Below are 26,585 nucleotides of genomic sequence, written 5' to 3'. Positions count from 1 at the left end.
CCTGCACACCAACACTCTTGTCCGTGCCATTCGTGCCTGACCCCTTTTCCGCTTGAGGCCCTAGGTCAATCATTCATGGGGATCGGAATCCTGGCCCAAAAGGGGCGTTTGCGGTCGGCTCGCCGCCGCGTGTCTTCCAGCAGGGGTTCCAGTTCACCGCCAAATCGGTAGTAGTCCGGCACCCGATCTCGCGCTCGCCGAATCACGATTTGCTCATTCAGATCGACCCCCATATCGGGGCGAAGACACAGCATGTAGGTGTCGGAGGGGCCGTCGACGCGGATTTGGTTTCCGCCGCCCACCGAGGAGTCGATTTTGCCGGATCGCTTGCGTTCGGCTTGCTCCCAGAGCACCGGATTGATTTCCACCAGCGGTTTCAATGGCCCCAACTCCAACCACCAGAAGTACTGGTCCCCCTTGCGCATCGTGACGGTGTTGAGTTCCTGGGGGATGGGTTTGCGGACGTGCGTGGAGACGTTCAACCATTCAAACAGTTTGGGGATTTCTTCGTAAAAATCCTCGCGGCCTCGACCGCGATACATGACCACGGTCGCGTCGTTTCTCGCATTCATGTAGTCATCCAGCACCGCGCCCATGCGGATCAGTGGCGGCTTAGGGCCGGAGGCTTCCCCCATCACAAAGTACAGCGGGATGTGTTCTGCGTTGGGAAAGTAGTGCTGAATCGTCTTGTCGGGTTCTCCGTTGATGCTGATCAGGCCCGCCCAATGATCGGGATGAGAAAGTGCGATGTCCCAAGCGGCCGTCGCGCCGTCGCCGTGTCCGGCCAGGAAGACGCGATCGGCATCGATCGACGCACGACGCATCGCGTGCCGAAGGGATGACAGCACGGCGTGGTGTTCGCGCGGCGTGTACTCATACGTCCGCTGCGTCGCCCGTCCCCATTGGGGTGCGACGACGATGTAACCGTTGCGGGTCGCGTGTCCGATCCGCGTGCCTTGTGAGGGATCGAAATCACCCGCCCACCAGGCCAGTTCCGATTCCGGTGGCGCTCCCGGAGGAGCCAGCACGACCAGGCAAGGATACTCGCGATGCGGATCGTACTCCGGCGGCAGTTGAACCAAGTACTGGGGTTCGTCGATCAGCGAATCCTGCTCTTGCTCCGCACCGGCAACGTTTCCGACACGAAACAGCCCGGGGATCGTGGGATCCTCTGACCCGCCCGGCCACGATTTGACCGGCAGCAGCTGCGGCAGCAATCGCGCGACATACTCGATCTGGGAACCTTCGATGCCTCGCAGTTTCTCGAGAATCTGTGGCCGCCGCGCCAGATCCGCCGGCCCCAGGTACTCGGCGACCAGATCGCGGACTTGGACCAAGGACGATGCGACGACCAGGTTCTGTTCACCCGAGCCAGGCCCCATCAACCAACCGGCAACCGCCAGGGCGACGCGTTCTTCCAACGTCACGGTTTCGGAATCTCGCAATCGCGAGTAGTCGTTCAAGCGGGGCAGGGTTGCCGAGCTGAGACCGTTTTCGATTTCGCCGAACACCTTTTGCAAGGAATCCCGCTGGCCTTCGGGAAGTTTGGCCAGATCGGCACGCAACGCTTCGACCAGATCTTTGACTTGTTGATCGGATTCGGCCAGTTTTTCCGCCGCGATTTTGACTTTCTCCCGCGTGATCCTGCCGACGGCGTTCATCGGAAATCGTTGATAGACGGTGCGGGCATAGTTTTCTTGTCCCACGCTTGCCCGCAGCGCGGCCTCGTCGATCAATTGATTGGCTTGTCGATTGACGATGCCGATCAACTGGGTTTTCATGTCCTTCAGTTCGGGAAAGGCACGAATCGTCCGCGTCAGTTCTTCTTCGGCGGCGCGAAATCGTTCGGCTTCGATGAAGAAGCGGACCACGGTCAGGCGTTCGTTGACGTCGGTTTGGTCGATCCGTTGGCGAAAGATGCGTTGCAGTGTTTCGGACATGATCGAACTGGTCGCGACGCGCATGTCCCATTCGTAGGCAGGCCTCGAGGTGAGCGCCTCGACCTTTGCATACCGCGAGTTCAATTCCGTGATGCCTTGGACGATGTCGATCGCCGCGCCTGTCGGTCCCCGGATCGTGATGGTCCGTCGTCCATACTCGTTGAAATCCGAAACGCCCAGGATGTCGCCGATGCCCTGGATCGCGCTGCCGGCAAGCGGCACGGATTGTTTGAATTCGATGGTCCGCTCAATGCCACGGACGTCTTGCGGCGGACCGGCGACCATCCCGCGCTCGTGGATGTAGACGCGGCGCAGGCCGTCATCGACCAGAAGAATGGGCCGTGATTTCGGTTGCCCCCGTCCGCCGGCTTGAAACGGATCTTGGTTCAACGACGCAATTTCGGCGAACAGGCCTTCCAGCGCGATTCCACTTTTGAGCACGATCCGTTGGTCGGCGGTTGCAATCGAGCTGAAGGCCATGACCGCAATCACGGCGCCGGCGAGCGAGGAGAATCGGAATCGTCGCAGTCGCATGATCATTCGATTGCCCTGTTCGTCTACGTGGGAGTCGTCGGTGACGTTGCGCGTCAGACCATGGTGGTGACGCACAGCGTCACCTACCCCCGGCTACCTAACGCTGTGAAGCATTTTTCCTAGGTGTTTCTTGAGGTTTTAGCGGCAGGGCGCGAGCCCTCCGGTTCTTCATCTCTGCCAAAACACCGGAGGGCTCGCGCCCTACCGCTAAAAAATGCGTCACAGCGTAGCCCGCTGCCCCCCGATTATACCAGCGACGCGAATCCGATCGCAGAATCGAGGGTGGAGGTCTGTTCCTGGAAGGGTTTCGATGGGATGGTCGGCGTCAAGTTGGGTGCATCGATCCTAGTCGAACCGGACTGGATCATCAGAATGGCAATCGCCTGTTTCATCGAACGACCGATCGGTGCGACTCCGATTCGAACGGAGTTAACGGCTGGAAGGGTGTGGTGCACCCAGGGTTCGTCCGAGACCACGCTCCACCACTGACTGGTCGGCAAGCTGATCGCCACTGCGCGTGGTTGCGCGGGTGGTTGCAAGGGTTCGCCGGGGGAGGGCTCGTGGGCACTCTTGGCGGCGCTCGGGGAGGCCGGAATTTGGGACGCGAAGGTTCCGTCGGCGATCACCGATGCGATCGCGAGAGATTCGGAATTGCCCGTGGCGGGATCGGTGGACAGCCAACGACCGGCAATCGCCACGCACATCAAAACGACTGCGGCGGTCGCCCATGCCCCGGTCGCCCATCTCCCGGTCGTGGCCATGGGGACGCTGCGGCGACTGGACATCGGCGGTGCTGCGTCAGCAGGCGAAAGGGATTCTTCCGGCGAGACGATGGCATCGATCGTGCACCAGATCTGCAGACTGTCGCGACAGGTCTGGCATTGCTCGGCATGGTCGCACAGCAAGGCGTCTTGGCCGACATCCTGTCGCGCGTCCAAGAGCTGATCCAACCGATCGTGAAACTGGTCGCATCTCATTTCAAAGCTCCTTTGTGGTGCGGCGCGGTGCCGGACTTGCCAGTCTGTCGCGCTGTGCCAACCGCGTTGTCCGGCACGACGTCTCGTTGCCTGAGTTGTTCGATCAGGGAGAGTCGGGCGCGATGCACCAGCGTCTTCACGGTGCCGATCGGGCATTGCATCTGTCGAGCGATTTCGACGTAGGGCATCGATTGCTCATGGAAGCATTCAAATGCGATGCGTTGTCTGTCGGGAAGATTGCCGAGTGCCAACGAGATTTCTTCACGCATCGCATCGGCGGCGTGGTTCTGGCGGGTCGCCAGCGATTCCGGTTCGTCGGCGGCGGTCAGCGGCGCGTAGACTTTGCGGCGGGCGAGATGGCTGCGTGAACGATTGCCGGCAACGGTGGCCAGCCAGGGTTCGAGCGGCCGTCGGGGATCCCAGCGGTCCAGGTACTTGGCGACTCGACTGAAGGTGTCTTGCGTCGCGTCTTCGGCGTCTTGGCGATGTCGCAGGATTGCGAAGCAGATGCGGAAGACGAAATCATGATAGCGTTCGACCAACAGTGCGAAGGCGCCACTTTCCTGGGCCATGATCCGCTGCGCCAGCGAGGCATTGGATTCGAGGGATGCACCGCCGGAACCGTCGATCGAAGGTTTCACGTCGGCGGGCTCTGGTCGGCCACGCATCCGATGGTTCTGGCGTGGAGGCAAGGTTTAACGTCCGCTGAAGAATCGTTTCAGTGCGTCGTCGGCGGCGGCCTTGGAGCTGTCCGTCATCGACTTCTTGAGACCTTCGGGCAGTTTGCCTTTGCCCTTCTTGGCTTTCTTCTGTTCTCGCAGTCGTTCCAGTAGGGAACTGTCGTTGGCCGAAAGCTCCGTGCTATCGCTGGAGGGATCCTTGGAAGACGAATCGTCGTCGTCCTCCTCCAGTTCGGCTTTCTTCAAATCATCGATGCGGAACTGGCGTGTGTCGGGATCGGAGAGTTTGCGGACACGATCGATTTGGTCGGCTTCGTCCAGCCAGCCGGTCACATCCACTTCTTCGAAACGGCTATCGCTGTCTTGGACCGTTCGCGCGGCCGCTTCACCGATGTCGGCGACTTGTGGTTTTTTGGCGCCCTTGAGTCCGTGTTCGATGACGACTTCAAAGAGCAGTTTGCCGATCTTGAGCGAGTCGCCGGCGGAGAGGACCTTTGCGCGATCACTCGGCAAGCGTTTTTCATTGACATAGGTCCCGTTGCGGCTTTTCAAATCCTGGATCAGCAACCGGCCGTCGCGGATGACCAAAATGCAATGTTTCCGGCTGATCGAATCACTCTTGGGGCGCAGCTGGCAGGATTCACTGCGGCCGATCAAGAACTTATCACCGCTGATCGGGATCTCCGTCCCCTCGTGGCTCCCCGTCATGACCCTCAGCTTTACTTGCATACGGCACCTATTCCTATCTTGACTTCCGCGGATTCACGGTTTGCGCAACTTGACTTGTCAGCAGCTGATAAGCGATGGGACCACGGGAAAGCGCGTGGCTGGGGCCGACAAGTGTGGTCGTATTGTAGACGGTTGCAGAGGTGGGGAAAATGCCGTAATTGCCGTTTTGCGCTCACCCGCAGCATTGTCGATACCCGCCCGCGAAAGGGGGTTGGCGTAAACGCGCACTGGAACATCTTGCTCGGCTCACTCTCAGTCGCACCCTGATGTCTCTCTTTCCGGCCGTCAGGATATCGTATTCTCGACGCCCGTGTGGGATTGGTCCGCCAACTCACTCGATCTTAACGACGTGTCCACCAATCGGATCGGCCGAAGCGGTCCGCCACGATCTCGTCGGCCCGGTTCAATTCAGTCGCGGTTAACACGTCCGATTCGAACGCGACCCCGGACAACGCCGCAAATTCTTCGCTGAGTCGCGTCAAAAGTGTCTCGGGGGCGAGGCTGATGGAGGTCAGGTCGACGAGGCCGGGCAATTCGCCGGCGTACTCACTGGCACGCAGCAGCAGACTTCCATGCTGCAGGATCGAGCGTTTGAAACGCCGCTGTGCGCTGCCGAGCACTTTGTACCCGCTGACGATCAGGTCTTCGTCGGTGCGGCGTTGAAAGCAGAGGAAGGGATCATCGCCGGCCGCGGGGGGGGCAGCCGCGGGGGTTTGGTTTAGGTAATAGGGTCTCGCGTCGATCCCATGGCGGTGCAGCGCATTGATGATCGCGGCGTGGACGCGACGGTACAAATCCGTTCGTGCCCCGTGTTCGCCCGCTGAGCTGGGCACGGTCAAGCTGTAGGTCAGTTCGTGATGATGCAAGATCGCACCGCCTCCGGTGTTGCGCCGGACCCGCTTGATGGTGTCGAATCGCGGCGACGCATCGGCGCTGGATTGAAAGTACCCGAGCGAGAGTGTCGGCGCGGCCCAGGTGTAGAACCGCAGCGTGTACGGCGGCGCGGACCCCGACGGGGCTTGGACGCTGACGGATTCGGCGATCGCTTGGTCCACCGCCATGTTCCAGGCCGATTCGCCCTCGCGATGAAACAGCAATCGCCCGGGGCGTGGATCAGTCATGGGATCAACCGGATTCGGCGCACTGCTTTTCGTAGGCCGCGAAATCCATCAGGTTTTCCAGTGCCGATTCATCCACAATTTTCAGTTTGACGATCCAGCCGAAGTCATAGGGATCGTCGTTGAGTTGATCCAAATTGTCGGGCAGCTCGGCATGCACTTCGATCACTTCGCCGCCGACGGGGCTGTACAGCGGGCTGACCGCTTTGACGGATTCCACTTCACCGAATTCTTCGCCGGCATCGATCGTCTTCCCGACTTCGGGAAGTTCCATGTAGACCAGATCGTTGAGTTGCTCGATGGCGAAGCCTGAGATTCCGATCGTCGCGATCTTTTGACCGCCTTCTTCGGCAACGTCGACCCACTCATGGGTCTCGGCGTACAGAAGTTTGCTCTTGTCGCGTGACACTTTGGCTGGTTCCCTTTGCAGTGGTTTCGGAAGGTGGGTTGTCAAACGGATCGGCTGGGCGTCGCCGCCGGCCGGTGATTGGATTATGGCAGACGCCGCTATTTTTGGGGACGCCGGTAAAAGGGTAACTTTGTTCGGGTCGCGGGGGAACGCTTGCCTCGAATGTCGATCTCAAACTCCGACGCGGTCGCGTGTTCGGCGTCGACCATCGCCATCGCGATCGGAAAACCGAGCGTCGGTGACGGACCACCGCTGGTGATCTTGCCGATGACCTGCCCGTCTGAAGAAAGCACGTCGCATCCCTCGCGGGCCGGCCGGCGACCGCCGGGCAAGAGTCCGATGCGGACACGCCGCGGGCCGGCGGATTTGACCGCCGCGATCGCATCGCGACCGATGAAGTCTCGGTCTTCGAGATTGCAGGCGAAATTCAAACCGGCGGTGATCGGATCAACCGTTTCGTCCAGTTCATGTCCATACAGCGGCATCGCGGCTTCCATGCGAAGCGTGTCGCGGGCACCCAGGCCGGCGGGCACAAATCCCACGTCGCGACCGGCCAACAACAGGTTTTCCCAAACTCGAGTCGCCTCTTCGGCCCGCACGACCAATTCGAATCCGTCTTCGCCGGTGTAGCCGGTTCGGCTGACGATGACGGGTTTGGAAAACTGGTCGGTGATCCGCGCCTGGTAATATTTCAATCGACTCGGGTCAAAGGAAAACAATCGCTTGCAGGTCTCCATCGCCAGTGGCCCCTGGACCGCGATCATCGCCGTCAGCTCGGTGCGGTCGGAGAACGTGACCCTGGGGAAATCGTCGAGAAGTGGTTTGATCCACTCCACAATTTTTTCTCGGTTGGACGCGTTGACGACCAGCAGGTGGTAGCGCGTTTCGCTGGGCGTTTTCAGGTGGGAGACCAGGACATCGTCCAAAATCCCGCCGTCTTGATTGCAGACCATCCCGTAACGAACGCCGCCGACGGGCAGATCCGTCACACGCCGCGTCAGCAAGCGGTCCAGCAACGCTTCGCTGCCATCGCCGTCAAATCGCAGCCGCCCCATGTGGGAGACGTCAAACAGGGCCGCGGCGTTCCGGCAGGCGTGGTGTTCGCTGACGATCGATTCATATTGAATCGGCATCTCGTAACCGGCAAACGGGACCATCTTGGCCCCGCCCGATCGATGCCAGTCGCCCAGCGGCGTTTGCGCGTACGTTTGTGGTGAAGAATCGGCCTGACTCATGCGTCACTCGGAAAGGTGTGATGGCGTGGTCGCTCAGAAAGCGGGCAAAGATGTCAATGATCGGCTGGGACGCGGGTAAAAAAACACGCCGCGAAGGTTTCGGCGGTGACCGCCGGAGCGAAAGTGTACCGAATCAGGGACGCGGTTCCAGGGTCGGCGAAGCTGAAACCCGCGTTGGCGGCGGCCCAGGCGGCGAAGTTGGTGACCGTGTCACCGGCAACATGGGATGGCTCGCAATCACCCGGGCGGCTGCTGGCCCGCGGCGGCCAATGGTTCTCTGCGCGGCCGGCAGTTGCCTTCGTGAACGAAGTCGAACATCTGTTGTTGTGCCAGGTCTTTCAGATCGACGGCCGGACGAACGCCGCCAAGGTGCATCTGCAGCCACTGCGGGAAATGGCAGATCGCCATGTTGGTACGATCCCACTGCGATTGATTCGGGTGGTATCCGCTTCCGTATTCCTTGATCCAAAAGTGATCCACGCTGGTGCGATCGACAACGACAAACCGCTGGGCAAGGATCTGCCACCAGTGTGCCAGGGTTCCTTGCAGCGTGGCTCCTGTGGATCGAAGAAAACGTTTGCACAGCATCATCTCCGGCAACGGCTGTCGAACCAAACGGCCGAACTGTGTTTCGTGGCCCGACGTCACCTTTTCCCCATACAGTTTCGGATTCCAGTATCGAAGCATGTCATCGATGTGCCCGAACATCATGATGTCGGACGGGTGGTAGGGCATGAACAGTCGCGTGGCAAAATCGAGGACCGCAATGCGTTCGACCTGGCCGGCATCCTCGGCGAGCGGGAATTGCATCAGCAGTCCTCGGCAAAACTGATCGGCGTCACTCGCGTGGATCCGCGTGTCGGTGCGGGTTTTCAACACATGAGTGCATCCGAGCGACTGGGCTTGGCGCATTCCCTGAGCCGTCGATGCAATTTGAAGATTGAGGTTCTGCGGCCCCCGACACTTGGGCGGATCGCTTTCGACGATGGTTACACCCAGTGCTTCGATCCTGTCGCGGTTCTCACTGGAAAGGCCGCGCCATGTCGACAAGATCGGTACGGCCTCGGGCATGGTTTCGCGGTAAAGCCGCAGGGTCCCGAGTGTCAATTCATCTTCATCGATCACCGGACCCTGCATCACGATGCCTGTTTTTTCTCCGTCGCTTACAGCGGGCGGGCGAGTGGATACCGACAACGTGCTTGACGTGGGGGATTTCGGGAACCGTCGAAACAGGCCCCAGGCGTCTGCGGTGCAACCGTCGAGTCGGGAGGCCAATTCATTGGAGAGTCGTCGCAAAGCCTCATCGCGACTCTCGGGCGTCTCGGGCGTCTCGTCGGCTTCGGTCGCGTCACCGTCGTCCAGAGCTTCCGCCGGCTCAGCAGGCTCCTCGAGCGTCTCTGTTTCGAAAGTCTCCTCCGCTTCTTCGGGCTCGGAGCCGGTGGCCGTTCCACCGTCTTCCACTTCAGCGGCCGGCTGGGCAACGTCGACCGTGCCTGTGTCTTCGGGGGGGGACTCTGCGTCAGCCTCAGCGGCCTGTTCAGCGTCAGGGGGCTCGTCGACGTCGACGCCTTCGGAAGACGCGATGTCGTGCGTTCGATCGGGGCCCGCAACCGTCTTCTTTCGCCAAGGAATCAGATTTCGTTTCGACATGCAAACGGCAGTTCGAGGATGACATCATTGCGAGCACGTGCAGATCGTATGGCGATGTCGAATCGATGGTCAAGTTGACGGAGCACTAGCGTCGTTTCCGTTTGCCCTTCTGGCGGCGTTCCTTTTTGCGTTTGTCTTTGTACGTCGACTTGCCCCCGCCGGACTTGCCGGCTTTCACGCTGCGGTCGTTGGGGTTGCTCTTGCCGACCGAGTGGTTCTTCACCGGTTCCAAAAATAGTTCGCGTTGGATCAGGTCGACGCGGCTGATTTTGACCGTCAATTGATCGCCCAGTCGGTAGCGATGATGTGCTTTGAAACCGACCAACATCTGGCCGCGGCGTTCAAATCGATATTGATCCGACGGAAGCTGGTCGACGCTGACGTAACCGTCGACAGGAAGTTTGATGCAGCGTGCCAAAAAGCCATCGGCAAAGACGCGGCTGATGACGGCGGTCATCGTGTCGCCCAGGTGTTTCTTCAGGTAATGCAGCAGTTTCAGCTCGGTCAGTTCGCGCTCGGCCTGCGCCGCGTTGCGTTCCATGTCGCTGCAATGATGCCCCAGTTGCACCAACGCACCGACCGATTCGTCCGGAGTCTTTTCGCCGGCGTGGAGTCGGTCGATCAGACGGTGCACGGTCAAGTCGGGGTAACGCCGAATCGGACTGGTGAAGTGACAGTAGTGCTGCATGTCGAGCGCATAGTGTCCGTCGGTCTGGGGGCCGTAGACCGCTTTATTCATGCTCTTGAGCACCGCGAAATTCACCGCGTCTTCCAGCGGTGTGCCGGCGACGCGGTCGAGCACGTTTTGGATTTCGAAACGGCTTTCGACCGAGTCGACTCCCAGTCGCAGGTCGCGAACAAAATGGGACAACTGGCGCAGTTTGCGCCGTTCCGGCGGCGGGTGGATGCGATGCAAGAACTTCAGTCCGGCGTCGTCCAGCCACGTCGCGACGGCTTGATTGGCCGCCAGCATGAACTCTTCGATCAACTGGTGGCTTTCGGTGTTCTCGGTCCGGTAGGCGCCTTTGACTTTGCCGCTACGGTCCAGTTCCAATTTGACTTCGGGCATGTCCATCGAGATCGCGCCGCGTTTAAAGCGCCGCTTGCGGATCGTCATGGCCAGTGCGTGCATGTCGCGGAGCATGTCGCAAATCGCAGCGCCCCATTTCTCGCGATACTTGTCCGGGGCTTCCAGGAATTGATCGACCAGTCGGTAATGCAACCGTATGTCACTGCGGATCGCACTGTTGTGAACTTCGCTGTGGATCACGGTGCCGTCATCGGTCATTTCGATCTCGACCGATTTGGCCAACCGGACTTTCTCCGGCTGCAGACTGGCCAGGTGATTGCTGATGATTTCCGGCACCATCGGAATCACGCGATCGGGCAGGTAAACGCTGGTCGCCCGCTGACGCGCTTCCTGGTCGAGTTTTCCTCCGGGGTGGATGAAGTAGCCGACATCGGCGATGTGCACCCACAATCGCCAGCGCCCTTCGTCTTCACGGACCAGCGAAATCGCGTCGTCAAAATCGCGCGCGTCGTAGGGGTCGATCGTCAGCGTCAATTGTCCGGTCAGGTCCAACCGATCGGCCGGAGGGTTGTCTTCGTCGAATTCATCGGCCCGCTGTCGCGCTTCGTCGATCACCGCTTCGGGGAACTCATCGGGCAATCCGTATTGCCGCATGATGGTCAGCGTGTCGATCCCGGGATTGGTGGAGCTGCCGAGTCGTTCCAACAGGACCGCTTCGCCACCCTTGCCGTTTTCGCCGGGGAACGTCACCACTTCGACAAACACCTTGTCGTCTTTTTCGATCGGCAATCCTTGGATGTCGCCGATGAAGACCGGTGCGTCGTGCGGTGTGCCGTCCAGGTAGACAGCCGGTCGGCCGTCGACCATGTTGAACGTGCCGGTAAATTGTCGCCGCGATCGCTCGATGATTCGGCTGACACTGCCTTCGCTGCCGCCGCGGCGGCTCGGTCGAACCTTGACTTCGACCAGGTCGCCTTCGAACGCCCCGCCGGTCTGTCCCGGCGGAATGAACAGGTCTTCGCTGACCGCTCCGTCGCCGGAGTCGCCCGGCCGGACGAAACCGAATTGTCCACCGGCGGCCATGCGAAAGACGCCACGGATCCGATCCAGGGGGCCGCCGATCGCCCCGGTGCTGATGATCAAATGATTCGACGCATAGATCAGACGTCCTTCCAAAACCAATTGCTTGATCGTGCGTCTGAGTTCCCGATAGTCGTCCGCGTCCAGATTGAGTGTTGCAGCGATCTGTTTGGGTTTGCTCGGCCGGTATTCCGGCGAGACGACCAGCCGCATCACGCGGTCGGCGAGTTCTTGTGAGATTTCCATATCATGAAGGTAACGTTGTAAGTTGTTTGTTGTAAGTTGCGGGTTTCAAGTTTCAAGCGTTTGGGTTTCAAGTTACGGGTTTCAAGTTTCAAGTTCCAGGCGTTTGGGTTTCAAGTTGCGGGTTTCAAGTTTCAAGCGTTTGGGTTTCAGGTTGCGGGTTTCACGTTTCAAGTTCCAGGCGTTTGGGTTTCAAGTTGCGGGTTTCAAGTTTCAAGTTCCAGGCACTACGTCAAATCCCAAACTTGAAACTTGAAACTCGAAACTCGAAACTCGAAACTTCAGTTCCGAAGCGTGACCCATTTCCAGGTCGTGAAGTCTTCGATGCCGGTTTCCATGCCTTCGCGGCCGAAGCCGGATGGCCCGTCGCCTCCGAAGGGGACTTCGGGTTCTTGCTGGATTGTCATGTCATTGACGTGAACCATCGCCGTCCCCAGAGAGTCGGCGAACGTCATCACCGCATCGAGATCCGAAGTGAAGACGGCTGCTGAGAGCATGCCGGGGGAGGCATTGGCGAGTTCCAACGCGTGCTGGCGGTCGTTTGCAGTCTCGATCGAGACGACCGGCCCGAAGGTTTCTTCGTGAAACAGCTTCATCGAAGCAGTGACACCGGAAACGATGGTGGGGTTCACTCGATGGTTGGTCCAGCGATTCCCGCACAAGATGCTTGCTCCGCCGTCGACCGCATCCGCCAGATGATCGCGTATCCGTTGGCGGGCGTTCGCCGTGATGATCGGCCCGATCACCGTTTTCGGATCCGTCAGCTCTCCCATCCCGAGCGACTCCGACGCGGCGACAAAACGCTCTGTGAAGGCTTCGGCCAACGATTGGTCGACGATCACGCGGCTGGATGCCATGCAGATCTGGCCCTGGTAGATGAACCCGCCCCGCACGGCTGCACCGACCGCGGCGTCCAGGTTCGCGTCGTCGAGCACGATCAACGGATTCTTGCCACCGAGTTCCAACGTCACGCGTTTTCCGTGACGTCCGCACATCGTTTGCACATGCCGTCCGACCGCCGCCGAGCCGGTGAAACAGGCCGCAGCGATCTGCGGGGCGGACACCAAGTCATCGCCGATCTCCGCGCCGTTGCCCAGCACCATGTTCAGCGCCCCGGCGGGCAACCCCGCATCGTGGTACAGCTGGGCGATCGCGGCGGCAATCATCGGCGTCTGCTGCGACGGGAGCCAGACGACCGTGTTGCCGGTCGCCAGCGGCATGCTGCTGTGTTTGATGCCTTTGATCAGCGGGACATTAAACGGGGTGATGGAGGCGACGACGCCGAGCGGTTTTCGAAACCCCAGGCTCCAGCGGCCCGGAACGTCACTCGAATAAGTCCGCCCCGTCATCCGCCGGGCCATCGCCGCGTTGGCTTTTAACACGCGGGTCGCGATCCCGATTTCCATCGACGCCTTGCCGACGGGCGAGCCGATTTCGCGGATCAGCAGGTCGCGAAAGTTCGCCGATCGCTGTTGCAATAATTCCGCGGCACGCAACAAAATCGCTTCACGCTGCGACGGCCCCAGTTCTTGAAAACGCTGAAACGCCTGGGCGGCTGAATCGACCGCCAACGCGACATCGCCGGCGTCGCCACAGGCTGCGGTGGCAATCACCGAGTCGTCTTCGGGGTTGAGCGATTCGAAGGTGCGGGCGGACGACGACGCGTGGTGCTCGCCATCGATCCAGTGGAGCAGGGTGGGACGGTTCAATGGACTCTCGGTGCAGCGATGGCGGCAAGTTTTCCCCAAGTCGTCTTCCAGGATTCGATCTCGAAGTGCCGCTGGAACGTCTCGCGGATCACTTCGGGCATCCCCAGCCATTGTTCGTACGTCACGCGTTCTCGCTCGGTCATGATCGCCAACGCGTCGCCTTTGGCATACAACGTTCGCATCAACGGCAACTCGGTCACGGCGTGGGCGAACACCAGGAACGGCGTCTTCCACGGTTCAATGACGTAAAACTTTCCTGACGGTTTCAGGATCCGCTGGACTCCCGCCAGCGATCGATCCAAGTCCCTCGGCATGTCCGGCAGGTGATGCAGTCCGCCCTGGACGATCACGACATCATAGCGGTTCGATTCCAGCGGCAAGTCCAGGCAATCGGCCAGGTGCAGTTGTGCCGGCCCGCGATACTCTTCCAACAGGCTGTCGCTCAGATCGACGCCTTCGAGGTTTTCGAACCCCATTCGCTCAAGTGCGACGAGTCCGTTGCCTCGGCCGCAAAAGATTTCGACGATGCGGCAGTCACGCTTCAGCGTTTCGAATCCGAATCGCCGCAGTCGTTTGATAAACTTTGCGATCTCCTGTTCCGGCGTTTCAAATCGTTTGTACGCGGCTTCCCAGACGGGGTCACAGCACAGCTGCCCCGCGGCGACGTGACGAATGATGTCCAGGCTCGACGAATCGGTCATGACGGAGTCTCTTGCGGCGAAGCGGTTGTTGTCCGGTGATCATCATCCGTTCCCGCAATCGGTCGATCGTGCCGACGTGACCGCTGCATCATCAACACGCCGCTCATCAGCGATGCCATGGCGGTCTGGAAACCGAGCGCGACCAGCGTCACGCCCGGCACGACCCACCGCATGGTGAACGGGTAATCCAATGCGCCGAAGTCTTGTTGCCACCATCGCCAGACCACGAAGCCGATCATCGCCGCGCCACCGATTCCGGCCGCTATCCCGAACGCCAGTCCACGTTCGACGGTGACGTGTTCCAGTTTTTCGTGGGGCGGCATCATGCCTTCGCGTCCGGTGAAAATTCTCGCCAGCGTCGCCAGCAACACGCACTGCCATCCCATCAGCACAAACAGGCTGGCGACCAACAGCGTGTGGACGTCCAACGCCGCGCCGAACACTTTGACTTGCGGCAGTGCCAATGCATACCCGACCAGCCCGATCATCAACAGAACCAGGCCGGGTCGGAAAAACGTCCAGGTAGGACTGAAGGCCAAAAACAAACGCAGGGTTCGCCAGCCGTCGCGAAAGGTGCGCAAATGCGGCGGGTGCGCCTGGCGGCCATCGGGGTGCAGCGTGATCGGTACCTGGCTCCAAGACGTGCCATGGGAATCGCGGTGCAGTCCGCTCTTGATGATCATCTCCGTCGCGAATTCCATCCCCGGCGATCGAAGGTCGAGCTGGTCATAGTGCTTTCGCGTGAAGCCGCGCATCCCACAATAGATATCGTTGATCGGGATGCGGAACATCAATCGGACGAGCCAGCTGAGCACGGGGTTACCGAACCAGCGATGCAAAAACGGCATCGCGCCGGGCAGGACCCGGCCGCCACCGCGGGGCAGACGGCAGCCTTGGACCAAATCATGACCTTGCCGCAGCGAGTCGATAAATTTGGGGATTTCCAGAAAGTCGTAACTGTCGTCGGCGTCGCCCATCAGGACGTACTTGCCTCGGCTGGCTTCGATGCCGTGCATCAACGCGGCGCCGTATCCTCGCTGCGGCACGTCGACGATTCGCGCGCCTTGTTCGATCGCCAATTCCTGTGATCGGTCGGTGCTGCCGTTATCGGCGACGACGACTTCGCCCACGATGCCCGCTTCCTTCATCGCCCGGACGGCTTTCTCGACACAGGTTGCCACCGTATCGGCTTCATTTAGGCAGGGCATGACGACCGACAGTTCGATCGGCCCGCTTGCATCCCTCGGCCCACTTTCCTCTGAACTTCTCATTCTAACTTGGTCGTTTCGGTAGGATCGTCGGTCGAGAACAATGGGTCAAAAGATGGGTTGGTCAAAAAATGAGTTGGTCAAAAAATGGGTTGGTCAAAAAATGGGTTGGTCAAAAAATGGGTTGGTCAAAAGATGGGTTGGTCAAAAGATGAGTTGGTCAAAAGATGAGTTGGTCAAAAGATGAGTTGGTCAAAAGATGGGCGAGTGATTCTCCACGAACGTACTACCCTGTTCTTTCATATTTTTTGACCACTCAATTTTTCGACCAAACCTCCCCACCAAACTCTCAAACCCCCATCACTAGCCGAAATCGAGGCGATCGCCAACGCGATCACCAGCAAAACGATCGGCTCGACGATCATTCGGTAGCGGTAGGCGGGAATTTCCAGTACCGCGGTGACGGTGGCAAAATAGCTGAGGATGGCTCCCAGCCAAAGGCCCGCGGCGCGTGTGGGCCGTCGCCAGATCAACAGCATCGTTGAAGCGAGGGTTGCGAACATCAACAACGTGTTGCCGGCCAACCAATTGCTCCAGCGATGGCGGAGGGCTGTATCGACAGGTGGGACTTTAACGCCCCAGACCGGCTGTCCGCCGTAAAACTCCTTGGACAACTCCTCACGCGTCGCGGTACCGTCGGCTGCCAGATCGGCCAACTGAGCCGGGATCTCCGTCGCCCGTGTTCGCCAAAAGTTGACCAACCGTCGCACGGTTTTCCTTGCGAACTGCAGCGGTTCCTCCGCGATCGCATCGGTGGCCACCCGCTTCATCAAACGGTCCGCCGAGGGGTCGTCCATCCCCGACGCGGTCAGCGCGTTGGAGACGGTCCAGGTATGTCGCCAGCTCTGGTCGTCGGACAGGGTGGCCCAAACGCCGTCATCCATTTGTGTCTTCAATTGCGTCGCACCGTCGGAGTCGGGAAGCTCCAATCCGGCGCCGCTGCCGTCCTGGAAGGTGACGATCCAGAGATTGCGGCCGACGAATTCGGTGAGCATCGCTTTGCCAAACAAGGCGTGATTGCGGGCCAGCCAAGGGCCGACACAGGCAACCGTCACGATGCCGGCCAGCATCACGCAAATCCAGCCGCGGCGACGACAAAGATGCTTCGTCGCCGGGTTGGCAATCCAGTACCAGCAGGTGATCACGTAAATCAGGTCGGCGATCCACACCAGCATCGCCACCGGACGCGTCAAAATCGCCAACCCCAGCGTCAGTCCGACGAAGACTCCGCCCGCCACCGTCGGTTGGCGGGTAAAGCGGGCGACCGTCCATAAGTGCAGGACGACTGAAAAGACGAAGAGTGTTTCGGTCAGCACCGTCGTAACATACACGGCCGAACAGAGCATCGGGATCGCCAGGGCCACCACGACCCACACGGCACGCCGGCTTCGCGAAATCTCTGCCGAGAGCGCCGCGACCAACCCGATCGTGGCGATCCAAAGCACACTCTGGAAGCAAACCAGGGCGAATAGCGGATCGCTGCAAGCGGCTCGGAACAGACCGATCAGCCACGGGTAGGCCGGTGTTCGATAGGCGATCGGGCGCTGCATCAACAGCCAATCACCGTCGGCGACCAAGCCACCCAATTCCCAGTAAAACCGGGCGTCGAGCACCATCGGGCTGGGGCCACGCATCACCACGCCGACCACTTTGGCGATCAGCAATCCGATGAGCAAGGAGAGCCCAATTTTGCGAGGCAAAGACAATGTTCGTCGTTTCGGTAGTGGTGCCTGATGTACCCGTCTCGCGACTGCTACGCCGGTCGGGGCCAGAAAGTTCTCGATCGGCGAGCGGATTCGGCGGCAATTCCCGCCGGCGGTTGCACACGCCGCGTGGGCATTGTCTTATCTTTGCAGTTCTCCGTGTCCCAACGTTCCTTCGATTGCTGAGTCCATGAAGTCACTTTTGCCGGTCATCAATACCGGTCTGCCTACCAATCTTGTCCAGCCGTTCGCCGCCCGGGTCGCCCGCGAAGCCTCGCCGATGCGGCGGATCGCGGTGGAGCAATTGCAAATCAACCTGGGGAAACTGTGCAACCAAACCTGTACGCACTGTCATGTCGACGCCGGGCCGACGAAAAAGCGTGAGAACATGGATGCCAAGACGGCGGCCCGTGTCGTCGAACTGTCACGCGATTGTCGCGCCCTCCGCACCGTCGATCTGACCGGCGGCGCGCCCGAGATGAATCCGAGCTTTTGTGATCTGGTCCGCGAGTTCCGCGGCCGCGGCATTCGGGTCATCGATCGCTGCAACCTGACCATCCTGCAACGACCGGGCTACGAATGGGCCACGCCCTTTTTGGCAGACCATGGCGTCGATGTCGTTGCATCGCTGCCGTGCTATCTCGAACAAAACGTCGACGGCCAACGCGGTGACGGAGTGTTTCGCCAAAGTATCGATGCACTACGGCGGCTGAACGACCTCGGCTACGGTGACGATTCCAGCCGGCTGCGGCTGGATCTCGTGTTCAACCCCACCGGCCCATCTCTACCGCCTGACCAAGCGAGTTTGCAGGCCGATTACAAACGTGAACTTCAGGCACGCTATGGCATCCGTTTCAATCAGTTGCTGACGATCACGAACATTCCGATCAAACGCTACGCCATGTTCCTGGCTAAAAAACAACGCCTCGAGCAGTACATGCATCTGCTGGAGGAAAATTTCAATTCCGCCGCGGCAGAAGCGGTGATGTGCCGATCGCTGCTGTCGATCGCCTGGGATGGTGCGATCTATGATTGTGACTTCAATCAGATGATCGACCTGCCCGCGAGCAGTTCCGCCGTTGGTTCCCATTCAACGGAGCCGCCGACGATCTGGAACACCGATTCGCTGCACCAGTTTGCCAACCGCCGCATCGCAACCGCAGACCACTGTTATGGTTGTACCGCCGGTGCGGGCAGCAGTTGCAGCGGCGCGTTGTTGTAACCGTCTCTATTTCCTCAGCGAGCAACCTTCGCCAACCATGTCGACTTTGAATACCGAATCCGCCGTTCGTCAACGCTATTCCTCGGCCGCCGAAACGCGTGAACCCGCACTGTGTTGTCCGGTCGATTACGACCGACGCTACCTGGAAGTCATTCCGCAAGAAGTGATCGATCGCGATTATGGCTGCGGAGACCCGTCCAAATATGTCCGACAAGGCGAGACGGTGTTGGACCTCGGTAGCGGTGGCGGAAAGATCTGTTTCATCGCCGCGCAGGTCGTCGGCCAGTCCGGCAGCGTGATCGGCGTCGACATGAATGACGACATGCTGGCTCTGGCGAGAAACAGTCAGCGTATCGTCGCCCAGCGAATCGGCTACGACAACGTCCGGTTCTGCAAAGGCAAGATTCAAGACCTGCAGATCGATCGAGATCGCGTCGATGCGCACCTGTCCGAAAACCCGGTCGATAGCGAAGCCGCGTTGCAGCGATTTGAAGCGTTCGTTGCAGACATGCGATCAAAACAACCGATGATTCCCGACAACTCCGTCGATGTCGTGGTCAGCAACTGCGTGTTGAACTTGGTCGACGCGGCGGAGAAGGGAAAACTGTTCGCGGAGATCTTTCGCGTCTTGCGGCCCGGCGGCAGAGCCGTGATCAGTGACATCGTCAGCGATGAACCGGTCCCGCTGCACATGCAGCAGGACGGGCAACTGTGGAGCGGCTGCATCAGCGGCGCACTGCAAGAAAAAGCGTTCATCGACGCGTTCACTCGCGCGGGGTTTCAAGCCGCCCAGATGCCGGCCTATCAAAGCGAACCCTGGCAAATCGTCGAGGGGATCGAATTCAGGTCCGTCACGGTCATCGCCTACAAGTATCCCGACACGCCCTGCTATGAACACAACGAAGCGGTGATGTATCGGGGACCCTACGCCAGTGTGAAAGACGACGACGGCCACGAGTTCACCCGCGGCGTCCGAGCCGCCGTCTGCCGCAAAACGTTTGAAAAGATGCAGAGTGAACCCTACTCGCAAGATTTTCTCGGTCTCTCACCGGCAACCGAAATCCTGCCGCAAGACGCCGCGCCGTACGACTGCACCGGCGGCCAGGTCGTACGCCCACCCAAAGTCACCAAATCCGGCGGGAGGTCGAACGAACAGCCGGTCGAGGATTGCTGCGGGGAGGGAGGGTGTTGTTGAAGGAAGATTTTGGGGGTAGGAAGATTTTGGGGGAAATCGCTCGGCGTGAGATCCTATTTCGTCATCGGCAATTTTCTTACCTCCAAAATCTTCCTACCCTCCGTCCGCTACTCCACCGACAGCAGTCTCACTTCGGAGAGCGTAATATTGATCCAGTGAATCGCCTTCAGGGCGCTGTGGCGGAGCAATTTGCGAAGGTTCGATTCGTATTCACCCAATCCTTTCACCAGAGCGGTGATCCGAAACGCTTCGTTTTCACTCGTCATGTGAAATCTTTGCCTGCCCAACGGATACCCATCACGGTCCATTCGGATATTTCGAATCGCGTGAAATTCGCCGCCGAGGAAATGAGTTGCCGCCTGAGTATAAAGCGGCAACGCAAGGCCAGTTCCCCAGTCACGGAGGAAGCCAAGTGTTTTTGACCTCAAGCACGATTGATCGGTCCACCTTTCTTCCGTAACCTGAAAACGCCGACGTCTTTCCCTTCGTGCTGGGGCATTTACAAATTTGAATTGCACGGACTGTGGGCGAAAGTTGATCAACTTGCCACGCGGAAGGTCAAGCAGTAACAGGTAGTTCAATAGCTGCATCTCGTGTTCCAATGTCAATTCACTCGCCACCTTCACCTCGTAAACACCGAAGCGGTTGACCACCACGTCAAGGAAGTATTGTTTATGAAAAGTTTCGTAGACGACGTCGATTGGGACCTCTCGGTGAACTTCAAAGTTTGACTCTTTCAAGTGCTTCACAAAATAGGCTTGGCAAATTGGTTCATCTGCAAGGCGGCCGAGGTACTTGTGGGTTTCAAAAGCACGTCGCATGACCGCGTAGTCAAAGTCGCGGAAATCATCAGTGGACGGGCTGCGGATTGCCAAGGGGCATGAAATGGGCATGATCAATCCTTTTGATGAGCAGAAGAGGATTGGATCATATAAAATTTTCGTGCGACTGTTGACCTCCATTGCCCACGAGTCTTTCGATGAACTTTGGTTACACGCTGCTTTATGTTGCCGATGTAGAACAGTCCCTGGCGTTCTATGAGGCCGCGTTCGGATTTGCTCGCAAATCCATGCACAAGGACGGGGACCAGGAATATGGTGAACTGGATAGCGGCGCCGTCGCGCTCGGATTTGTCTCGCATGCCTTGGCCAAGTCACACGGGTTTGACTATGCCGAAACGCGCCCCGATGGTCCCTCGGCGGCCTTCGAGATCGCCTTCACCACCGAAGACGTCCAGGCGGGGTATGACCGTGCGATCGAAAACGGTGCCGTCGCCGTGTCACCGCCAAATACCAAGCCATGGGGGCAAACCGTTTCTTATGTGCGAGACAACAACGGTTTCCTGATCGAGATCTGTTCGCCGATGGGCGGTTGAGAGTGGTCGCCGCTGCGGCGGGTGGGGGGGCACCGGATGTGCGCCGATTGGCGTACACTCTCCGAGGCAGATAAACTTAAGGTTATCCGACGCTTTTCCTTTCTGACCGCCGAATTCGCATGAGTACCGCGCCTCGCTACCGTCCGGCTTACACCGTGGAAGATTACACGCGATGGGAAGGCGACTGGGAACTTTGGCAGGGGCTGCCTGTTTCGATGAGCCCCAGTCCTTTCGGTCGGCACTCTCAGTTGCTCGTTCGCATCGCAACCCAACTGGAGCTTGCGGTCGAGTCAAGCGGATGCCATGCCGCGGTGCTCGCCGAGATTGACTGGATCATTACTAACGATACGGTCGTGCGCCCTGATGTATCGGTGGTTTGTGGAGACGCCCCGGTCAGGCATGTCGAACAGCCGCCCGCGCTCGTCGCGGAAGTTCTTTCGGACGCGACCCGCAGTCGCGATGTTGGAGAAAAGAAAGACCTCTATCGCGACCAAGGCGTCCGTTGGTATCTGGTCATCGACCCCGAGGCGAACAGCCTCTCGGCGTGGTCGCTCGATGCCGGCGGCAGCTATCAGTCGGTTCCCGCAACCGAATCTCTCGGTTTTGACATTTGTGGTGACTGCCGATTGTCGCTCGATGTGAAACGCATGTTGCGTTAGCAGATCACCGCAGCTTAATCGAAAACACCAGTCGATGAAGTCGACGGCGCCCACGACTGGTGGGCGGAACGATTCGTCGGTCCCATGGGGGCAAAACAATGAGTTCGCAGCACGATGCGGTGACACTCGTTGCTTGTTGCGCACGTCAGCGTGGATTCGATTCGGCGGTCGTGACTTTGCATGCCACAATGGTGGCGGTGAAGGGATTGGGGGCCTCGTAGTCTCCGGCGGCCGACTGGTCGTCTGAACCGACCGACACTCCGTCCTTGGGTTGCACCGCGATCAAACCGGGTGAGGACATCGTTGTCGGCGTCCCGCCGTTGATCGACAGGCTGATCGTTTGGGCGTCCAGCGTTGCAACCAAGCGACTCTGTCCGCTGACTTTGATGTTGGAATTCAGCCGCGTGACTTTGCCAGATCGGCGGACATCGAATACGGGTTCTCCGTCGATGACGTGCAACGCATAGCCGTGCTCGCGTCCGCCGTGCGCCACGACCACGCCATGCGGTTTGGGGCCTTTGATCGTCGCTTCGATCACCAGATTTCGGTCGGCGATCGGCGGCGTCTTCAGGACCGGGAGGTTTTTTGGGAAGGATCGCGATGGCACGCGGCGATTCTTGAAGACCGCTTCGGGATAGCCTGCCAGGATCGATTTTAGTTGTGCCAGGACATCCGGTTTCAAACTCGCCAGATTCTGTGTTTCGTTGGGGTCGGTTTGATAGTCGTAAAGTTCATACTCGGCATCGGCGGAGTCTTCACCGGGCGTTTTCCATTCGACCATCCGATAACGTTCGGTGCGAATCGCGCGGCCCATCGTCCGTTTGGGATAGGCGTGGAAGGCATGTTCCCGCACGCGAACATTGGGGTTTTTCAGCACCGGCACCAGGCTGACACCGTCGATCGATTGGGGGCCGGTGGGTTGAGGCAGCCCGGCCAACTCGGCAAGCGTCGGGTAAATGTCGACGCTCTCGGCGGGCTGGCCGGTGGACTGCTTCGGCTTCGTCGTCCCCGGTGCGATGATGATGATCGGAATGCGATTGGCTTGTTCGTAATTGGTGTGCTTGGTCCAGATGCCAAGATCACCGAGATGAAACCCGTGATCGCCCCACAGCACGACGATCGTGTTGTCGGCCAGTTTTAATTCATCGAGCGCCTCGATGACCTTACCGATCTGTGCGTCGACGTAACTGGTGCTGGCATAGTAGCCGTGGATCAGGTTGCGTTTCAGTTCGTCGGAGTACTCGGCATCGCGGTCTTCGGGGACGGGTTTGTAGTTGGTGATTTCACCCCCGCGTTTGTGTGCGACCGGCGGTGAATCTTGAGGCAGTTCTTCGTTGACCGGCATCGGAAGTTCGTCGGGATCAAACAGGTCCCAGTACCGCTGGGGTGCGGAGAAGGGCAGGTGCGGGCGGGCGAACCCGGCGGCGATGAAGAACGGTGTCCCTTCACCGTCGCGTCGTTGTTTGGCCGCACGCAGACGACGAATCGTTTCGGTCGCAACGCGTCCGTCCGCGTAGGCTTCGTCGTCGGCCACGGGCGATTCGTACGCCGCGCCGCGTGGCAGCGACTTGATGCGGTCGAGTTGTTGGTTGGTGAAGTACGCCTCTTCACGCGTCAGTTGTCCGCCGCCGGTGCTTTCTGGATCAAGGTACTCGATCACTTTCTCTTTGAAGTGCTCAACGGAAAACGATTCGGGATCGCCATGGTTGCCGTGACCGATGTGAAAAATCTTGCCGAGTGATTCGGTGCGGTAGCCGTGTGCGGCGAAGTGCTGCGGTAACGTGACCGCGTCAGGTATCACTTGTCGCAACTCGCTGCCCAGGCCGTACAACCCCGTTGAAGTCGAATGGGAGCCGAGCATCAGGGTGAATCGCGACGGAGCGCAGACGGCTTGGTTGCAGTAGGCCGCGTCGAACCGCATGCCCCGCGCCGCGAGCGCGTCCAAGTTCGGTGTCTTGGCGATCGGATCACCGTAGCATCCCAGCGCCGGTTTCAAGTCATCGACCAAGATCATCAACACGTTGGGCCGTTCGGCCGACACGTTCGTCGTGGCCGACCAAAGGACGAGCAGACAACACAGTTGCAGGGACAAGAAGCGGAGGCGGGTATTCATCGGTGCCGTGTGGAGAGGGGGGCGGTCGGGAGCGAGACGCTCTATTACAGCCTGTCTTCGTTGCGGGTGCCATGCAATCAGTCGTCTTGTTGCTTTGAGATATTGTCAGGCGGTGGAGGAGATGGTTGGTCAAAAAATGGGGTGGTCAAAAAATGGCAGGCCGGGGAGGGGGCTTTGTGGCTCGAAATCACTCGATGACGCAATCGGACCCTCCCCTCGCTTCGCTCGACCCTCCCTGTCAGGGAGGGTGACTTTCGATGTGTCGACACCCATGCTTGCCAAGAGGGTGCCACCCTCAGCAGGGCGTTCTCTTACGCGAACCGGCTGATCCGATTTTTAATATTTTTTGACCAACCCATTTTTTGACCCTCTCTCCGGATACCATGGACGGCTTCCCAACTCCCACCGCACGCGTAATTCTCAAATCGATGCATCGCTTCCGAACTATTTCCTCCCTGGTCGTTTGCCTCATCGCGGCGTCGGCCTTGTTCGCCGATCGGCCCAATGTCCTGTTGATCTGCGTCGATGATCTTCGTCCGGAACTGAATTGTTTCGGGAAATCGTATATCGAATCTCCCAACATCGACGCATTGGCGGCGTCCGGTCGTGCGTTTCACCGGCATTACGTCCAGGCACCGACGTGCGGCGCGTCTCGCTACACCTTGCTGACGGGCCTCTACGGTCCGGCCAGCAACGGGGCGCTGTTTGCTCGCGCGAAACAAATGCAAAGCGATTCCGCTGCGGTTCCGCCCAGCATGCCGGCTTGGTTTCGCAAGCATGGTTACCGTACCGTTTCGGTCGGCAAGGTGTCGCATCATCCCGGCGGACGTGGCGGCTCGGATTGGGACGACGAAGCGATGCCCGAGATGCCGGACTCCTGGGATCGGCATTTGCTGCCGGCCGGCCCTTGGCAGCATCCGCGCGGATGGATGCACGGGCTGGCTCATGGTGAGATCCGCAAGAATGCCAAAGAGATGGACGTGTTCCAGTCGGTCGACGGCGACGATTCGATTTATCCCGACGGAATCTCGGTCGAGGAAGCACTGCGACAGTTGGATCAACTGACCGCCGCCGATGAGCCGCCGTTCTTTCTGGCCGTCGGAATCCTGCGCCCCCATTTGCCTTTCGGCGCGCCGGCCAAGTACATGAAGCCCTACATCGATGTGGAACTGCCGCCGATTCCGCATCCGGAAAAGCCGCAGGGGAAAACGACCTGGCACTCATCCGGCGAATTCATGAAGTACAACCGCTGGGGACGCAACCCCAACGACGACGAAGCGTTCGCCAACGAAGTCCGCCGCCACTACGCCGCTTGCGTCACGTATGCCGACGCACAGGTCGGTCGAGTGCTCGACCGTTTGGAGGAATCGGGGCAGGCTGACGACACGATCGTCGTGCTGTGGGGCGACCACGGTTGGAATCTCGGCGAGCACGCGATCTGGGGCAAACATTGTCTGTTCGAAGAATCGCTGCGGTCGCCGTTGATCATTCGCTATCCCGGAATGAAACGTGCCGGAAAGCCGACCGACGGAATCGTTGAAACCCTCGATCTCTTTCCCACGCTCTGCGAATTGACCGGCGTGCGAATTCCCGCATTCGTGCAAGGCCGGTCGCTTCGACCGTTGTTGGAAGACGAGCAAACCGAAGGCCATCCGGCGATCGCATATCGCAACAACGCCAAAACCATTCGCACCGACACGCATCGATTGATCGTGCACCAGGACGGATTCGTGGAGTTGTACGACCACCAGAATCCGGATGCCGAAACGGTCAACCTGGCCGTGTCAGACGATCGTCCCGACGCATTGATCGAGGAGCTAATTGGGATGATTGAGAAGCGTTTGCCAAGTTCAAAGTGAGCTTCGAACTGTCGCGTTGAAGATGCATCCCCACTCTTGATAGGTCGTTCACTCGTGTTTCACACCCCGCTCCGGCTCTCTCGCAATACTGCGATTCGATGCGCGATCGTTGCCGCGTTCTCCATCCTGGCGTTGTTGCCCCATCCCTCGCACGCTCAACAGAGCCCAAAACAAAACCCCAGCGAGGCGGCCGCAAAAAAGAGGGCCAAGCGTCCGCCGAAACCGTTTCGCTGGGTCAATCCGATGCCGCCAAAACATGCGTCGGGGTTACGGCACGGGACGTTTGCCAGTCGCATCGCCAACCAGGACGTCGGCTACTGTGTGTTGCTGCCGGAGGACTACGACTTGACGTCCCAGCGTTATCCGGTTGTCTACTATCTACACGGCGGACGCCCAGGTGACGAGACGAAGAGCATTAAGTTGGCCGAGCATTGGGTTCGGTTGCGACAAGAACATGGAATCCAACCGATCATTTATGTCCTGGTCAATGGCGGGCCGGTCAGTCACTACAACGTGCCCGATCGGGTCGGAGTCCAGGGACAGCCGGATGCCTTGGGGGCCGATGTGTTTATCAAAGAGTTGATTCCGCACATTGACGCGACCTATCGAACCATCGCCGATCGACAGGCTCGAGGACTGGAAGGGTTTTCCCAGGGCGGACGGGGAACGATGCGGCTTTCGCTTCGCTACCCCGAACTGTTTTCCAGTGTCGCTGCGGGCGGTGGCGGGTATGCGACGGAGAAACGGATCAGCGAATCACCCGAGTCGGCCGAGTCGGAGACGTTGCGGTTTGCCAAAGGAGACAACACGTGGGATCTGGCGCGGGCGTATGCCGCACGTAAGGACGCACCCAAACTGAATCTGATGATCTACGTCGGGACCAAGGGGTTCAATTACGAGAACAACTTGCAATATCTGGAATTTCTTGCAGAGCAGGGGATTGAATATCAAGCGTTGATCGTACCCGGCGTGACGCATTCAGCGATCGGGATTTATGCGAAACAGGGATTGAAGATCATGCGTTTTCACGAAGGGAACTTCGCGCGGCGCTCGGCCAGATAATCGGTTGATGCCGAACACGCAATCACGATCGAAATTCGACGGTGCCGGCGTCCTGACGGCGCTGATGGTCAGTTCGACGCTGGCGCGAACCGGC

22 protein-coding genes are annotated in these 26,585 nt (G+C 59.3%); 7 read left to right on the top strand and 15 right to left on the bottom strand.

The window, feature by feature from the left end; translation table 11 throughout:
- Positions 1-65: 65 nt before the first annotated feature.
- The 12 genes from NZK35_RS33385 to NZK35_RS33330 all read right to left on the bottom strand — a co-directional run bounded on the left by NZK35_RS33385 (position 66) and on the right by NZK35_RS33330 (position 15,243).
- On the bottom strand, positions 66-2,474 hold the full coding sequence (locus NZK35_RS33385) for a carboxylesterase family protein (RefSeq protein WP_259636866.1): 2,409 nt from the start codon (positions 2,472-2,474) through the stop codon (positions 66-68).
- A gap of 245 nt (positions 2,475-2,719) precedes the next feature.
- A complete protein-coding gene (locus tag NZK35_RS33380; RefSeq protein ID WP_259636865.1) occupies positions 2,720-3,451 on the bottom strand; it encodes a hypothetical protein in 732 nt (243 codons plus the stop codon).
- Entirely contained in the window at positions 3,448-4,119 is a 672-nt protein-coding gene (locus NZK35_RS33375) for an RNA polymerase sigma factor (protein WP_259636864.1), read from the bottom strand. Before NZK35_RS33375 ends, NZK35_RS33380 begins: the two co-directional genes overlap by 4 nt.
- A 27-nt stretch (positions 4,120-4,146) precedes the next feature.
- On the bottom strand, positions 4,147-4,860 hold the full coding sequence (locus NZK35_RS33370; RefSeq protein ID WP_407699872.1) for an FHA domain-containing protein: 714 nt from the start codon (positions 4,858-4,860) through the stop codon (positions 4,147-4,149).
- A gap of 341 nt (positions 4,861-5,201) precedes the next feature.
- Positions 5,202-5,981 carry a lipoate--protein ligase family protein gene (locus tag NZK35_RS33365; RefSeq protein ID WP_259636862.1) on the bottom strand — a complete coding sequence of 260 codons (780 nt, stop codon included), beginning with the start codon at positions 5,979-5,981 and terminating at the stop codon, positions 5,202-5,204.
- Positions 5,982-5,985: 4 nt separating this feature from the next.
- Positions 5,986-6,387 (bottom strand): glycine cleavage system protein GcvH, encoded by a 402-nt coding sequence (gcvH, locus tag NZK35_RS33360; protein WP_259636861.1) that lies wholly within the window; start codon positions 6,385-6,387, stop codon positions 5,986-5,988.
- Positions 6,388-6,485: 98 nt separating this feature from the next.
- Positions 6,486-7,622, bottom strand: a complete 1,137-nt coding sequence (gene gcvT, locus NZK35_RS33355) for a glycine cleavage system aminomethyltransferase GcvT (protein ID WP_259636860.1) — start codon at positions 7,620-7,622, stop codon at positions 6,486-6,488.
- Between the two features lie 237 nt (positions 7,623-7,859).
- Positions 7,860-9,272, bottom strand: a complete 1,413-nt coding sequence (locus NZK35_RS33350) for a WavE lipopolysaccharide synthesis family protein (RefSeq protein WP_259636859.1) — start codon at positions 9,270-9,272, stop codon at positions 7,860-7,862.
- 85 nt (positions 9,273-9,357) lie between these two features.
- A complete protein-coding gene (locus NZK35_RS33345) occupies positions 9,358-11,628 on the bottom strand; it encodes a ribonuclease R family protein (protein WP_259636858.1) in 2,271 nt (756 codons plus the stop codon).
- A gap of 278 nt (positions 11,629-11,906) precedes the next feature.
- A complete protein-coding gene (locus NZK35_RS33340) occupies positions 11,907-13,334 on the bottom strand; it encodes an aldehyde dehydrogenase family protein (RefSeq protein ID WP_259636857.1) in 1,428 nt (475 codons plus the stop codon).
- Positions 13,331-14,035, bottom strand: a complete 705-nt coding sequence (locus NZK35_RS33335) for a class I SAM-dependent methyltransferase (RefSeq protein ID WP_259636856.1) — start codon at positions 14,033-14,035, stop codon at positions 13,331-13,333. The genes NZK35_RS33340 and NZK35_RS33335 overlap by 4 nt, the downstream gene beginning before the upstream one ends.
- The gene (locus tag NZK35_RS33330; protein ID WP_259636855.1) at positions 14,032-15,243 is read right to left on the bottom strand and encodes a glycosyltransferase family 2 protein; all 1,212 of its coding nucleotides are present in this window, start codon (positions 15,241-15,243) and stop codon (positions 14,032-14,034) included. The genes NZK35_RS33335 and NZK35_RS33330 overlap by 4 nt, the downstream gene beginning before the upstream one ends.
- 115 nt (positions 15,244-15,358) lie before the next feature.
- Here NZK35_RS33330 and NZK35_RS33325 point away from each other — a divergent pair, with 115 nt between their 5' ends.
- Entirely contained in the window at positions 15,359-15,490 is a 132-nt protein-coding gene (locus tag NZK35_RS33325; RefSeq protein ID WP_259636854.1) for a hypothetical protein, read from the top strand.
- 52 nt (positions 15,491-15,542) lie between these two features.
- On the opposite strand, the gene NZK35_RS33320 is transcribed toward NZK35_RS33325, so the two are convergent.
- Positions 15,543-17,009, bottom strand: a complete 1,467-nt coding sequence (locus tag NZK35_RS33320) for an ArnT family glycosyltransferase (protein ID WP_259636853.1) — start codon at positions 17,007-17,009, stop codon at positions 15,543-15,545.
- A 187-nt stretch (positions 17,010-17,196) separates the two neighbouring features.
- Here NZK35_RS33320 and arsS point away from each other — a divergent pair, with 187 nt between their 5' ends.
- The gene (gene arsS, locus NZK35_RS33315; RefSeq protein WP_259636852.1) at positions 17,197-18,228 is read left to right on the top strand and encodes an arsenosugar biosynthesis radical SAM (seleno)protein ArsS; all 1,032 of its coding nucleotides are present in this window, start codon (positions 17,197-17,199) and stop codon (positions 18,226-18,228) included.
- 37 nt (positions 18,229-18,265) lie between these two features.
- Entirely contained in the window at positions 18,266-19,423 is a 1,158-nt protein-coding gene (locus tag NZK35_RS33310; RefSeq protein ID WP_259636851.1) for a methyltransferase domain-containing protein, read from the top strand.
- 107 nt (positions 19,424-19,530) lie between these two features.
- Here NZK35_RS33310 and NZK35_RS33305 read toward each other — a convergent pair whose 3' ends face one another.
- Complete coding sequence (locus tag NZK35_RS33305; RefSeq protein WP_259636850.1) at positions 19,531-20,316, bottom strand: GxxExxY protein; 786 nt, start codon at positions 20,314-20,316, stop codon at positions 19,531-19,533.
- 86 nt (positions 20,317-20,402) lie between these two features.
- Here NZK35_RS33305 and NZK35_RS33300 point away from each other — a divergent pair, with 86 nt between their 5' ends.
- Positions 20,403-20,798: a VOC family protein gene (locus tag NZK35_RS33300; protein WP_259636849.1), complete on the top strand. Its 396-nt coding sequence runs from the start codon at positions 20,403-20,405 to the stop codon at positions 20,796-20,798.
- A 119-nt stretch (positions 20,799-20,917) separates the two neighbouring features.
- Positions 20,918-21,457: a Uma2 family endonuclease gene (locus NZK35_RS33295; protein WP_259636848.1), complete on the top strand. Its 540-nt coding sequence runs from the start codon at positions 20,918-20,920 to the stop codon at positions 21,455-21,457.
- A 145-nt stretch (positions 21,458-21,602) separates the two neighbouring features.
- On the opposite strand, the gene NZK35_RS33290 is transcribed toward NZK35_RS33295, so the two are convergent.
- On the bottom strand, positions 21,603-23,570 hold the full coding sequence (locus NZK35_RS33290; RefSeq protein WP_259636847.1) for a sulfatase-like hydrolase/transferase: 1,968 nt from the start codon (positions 23,568-23,570) through the stop codon (positions 21,603-21,605).
- Between the two features lie 428 nt (positions 23,571-23,998).
- On the opposite strand from NZK35_RS33290, the gene NZK35_RS33285 reads away from it, so the two are divergent.
- Both NZK35_RS33285 and NZK35_RS33280 read left to right on the top strand, forming a co-directional pair.
- Complete coding sequence (locus tag NZK35_RS33285) at positions 23,999-25,429, top strand: sulfatase (RefSeq protein ID WP_259636846.1); 1,431 nt, start codon at positions 23,999-24,001, stop codon at positions 25,427-25,429.
- 243 nt (positions 25,430-25,672) lie between these two features.
- A complete protein-coding gene (locus tag NZK35_RS33280; RefSeq protein WP_259636845.1) occupies positions 25,673-26,491 on the top strand; it encodes an alpha/beta hydrolase in 819 nt (272 codons plus the stop codon).
- Positions 26,492-26,585 lie beyond the last annotated feature (94 nt).

The sequence above is a fragment of the Stieleria sedimenti genome, assembly GCF_025060895.1.
GTDB classification, from domain to species: Bacteria; Planctomycetota; Planctomycetia; order Pirellulales; family Pirellulaceae; genus Stieleria; species Stieleria sedimenti.
The sequence above is the reverse complement of the archived record's forward strand: the minus strand, read 5'-3'. Positions and strand labels throughout refer to the sequence as shown.

Coding starts and splice junctions, on each gene's coding strand:
- NZK35_RS33385 (WP_259636866.1), bottom strand. CDS start 2,474: ATGCGACTGCGACGATTCCGATTCTCCTCGCTCGCCGGCGCCGTGATT.
- NZK35_RS33380 (WP_259636865.1), bottom strand. CDS start 3,451: ATGAGATGCGACCAGTTTCACGATCGGTTGGATCAGCTCTTGGACGCG.
- NZK35_RS33375 (WP_259636864.1), bottom strand. CDS start 4,119: ATGCGTGGCCGACCAGAGCCCGCCGACGTGAAACCTTCGATCGACGGT.
- NZK35_RS33370 (WP_407699872.1), bottom strand. CDS start 4,860: ATGCAAGTAAAGCTGAGGGTCATGACGGGGAGCCACGAGGGGACGGAG.
- NZK35_RS33365 (WP_259636862.1), bottom strand. CDS start 5,981: ATGACTGATCCACGCCCCGGGCGATTGCTGTTTCATCGCGAGGGCGAA.
- gcvT (WP_259636860.1), bottom strand. CDS start 7,622: ATGAGTCAGGCCGATTCTTCACCACAAACGTACGCGCAAACGCCGCTG.
- NZK35_RS33350 (WP_259636859.1), bottom strand. CDS start 9,272: ATGTCGAAACGAAATCTGATTCCTTGGCGAAAGAAGACGGTTGCGGGC.
- NZK35_RS33345 (WP_259636858.1), bottom strand. CDS start 11,628: ATGGAAATCTCACAAGAACTCGCCGACCGCGTGATGCGGCTGGTCGTC.
- NZK35_RS33335 (WP_259636856.1), bottom strand. CDS start 14,035: ATGACCGATTCGTCGAGCCTGGACATCATTCGTCACGTCGCCGCGGGG.
- NZK35_RS33330 (WP_259636855.1), bottom strand. CDS start 15,243: ATGCCCTGCCTAAATGAAGCCGATACGGTGGCAACCTGTGTCGAGAAA.
- NZK35_RS33325 (WP_259636854.1), top strand. CDS start 15,359: ATGGGTTGGTCAAAAAATGAGTTGGTCAAAAAATGGGTTGGTCAAAAA.
- arsS (WP_259636852.1), top strand. CDS start 17,197: ATGAAGTCACTTTTGCCGGTCATCAATACCGGTCTGCCTACCAATCTT.
- NZK35_RS33310 (WP_259636851.1), top strand. CDS start 18,266: ATGTCGACTTTGAATACCGAATCCGCCGTTCGTCAACGCTATTCCTCG.
- NZK35_RS33305 (WP_259636850.1), bottom strand. CDS start 20,316: ATGCCCATTTCATGCCCCTTGGCAATCCGCAGCCCGTCCACTGATGAT.
- NZK35_RS33300 (WP_259636849.1), top strand. CDS start 20,403: ATGAACTTTGGTTACACGCTGCTTTATGTTGCCGATGTAGAACAGTCC.
- NZK35_RS33295 (WP_259636848.1), top strand. CDS start 20,918: ATGAGTACCGCGCCTCGCTACCGTCCGGCTTACACCGTGGAAGATTAC.
- NZK35_RS33290 (WP_259636847.1), bottom strand. CDS start 23,570: ATGAATACCCGCCTCCGCTTCTTGTCCCTGCAACTGTGTTGTCTGCTC.
- NZK35_RS33285 (WP_259636846.1), top strand. CDS start 23,999: ATGCATCGCTTCCGAACTATTTCCTCCCTGGTCGTTTGCCTCATCGCG.
- NZK35_RS33280 (WP_259636845.1), top strand. CDS start 25,673: ATGCCGCCAAAACATGCGTCGGGGTTACGGCACGGGACGTTTGCCAGT.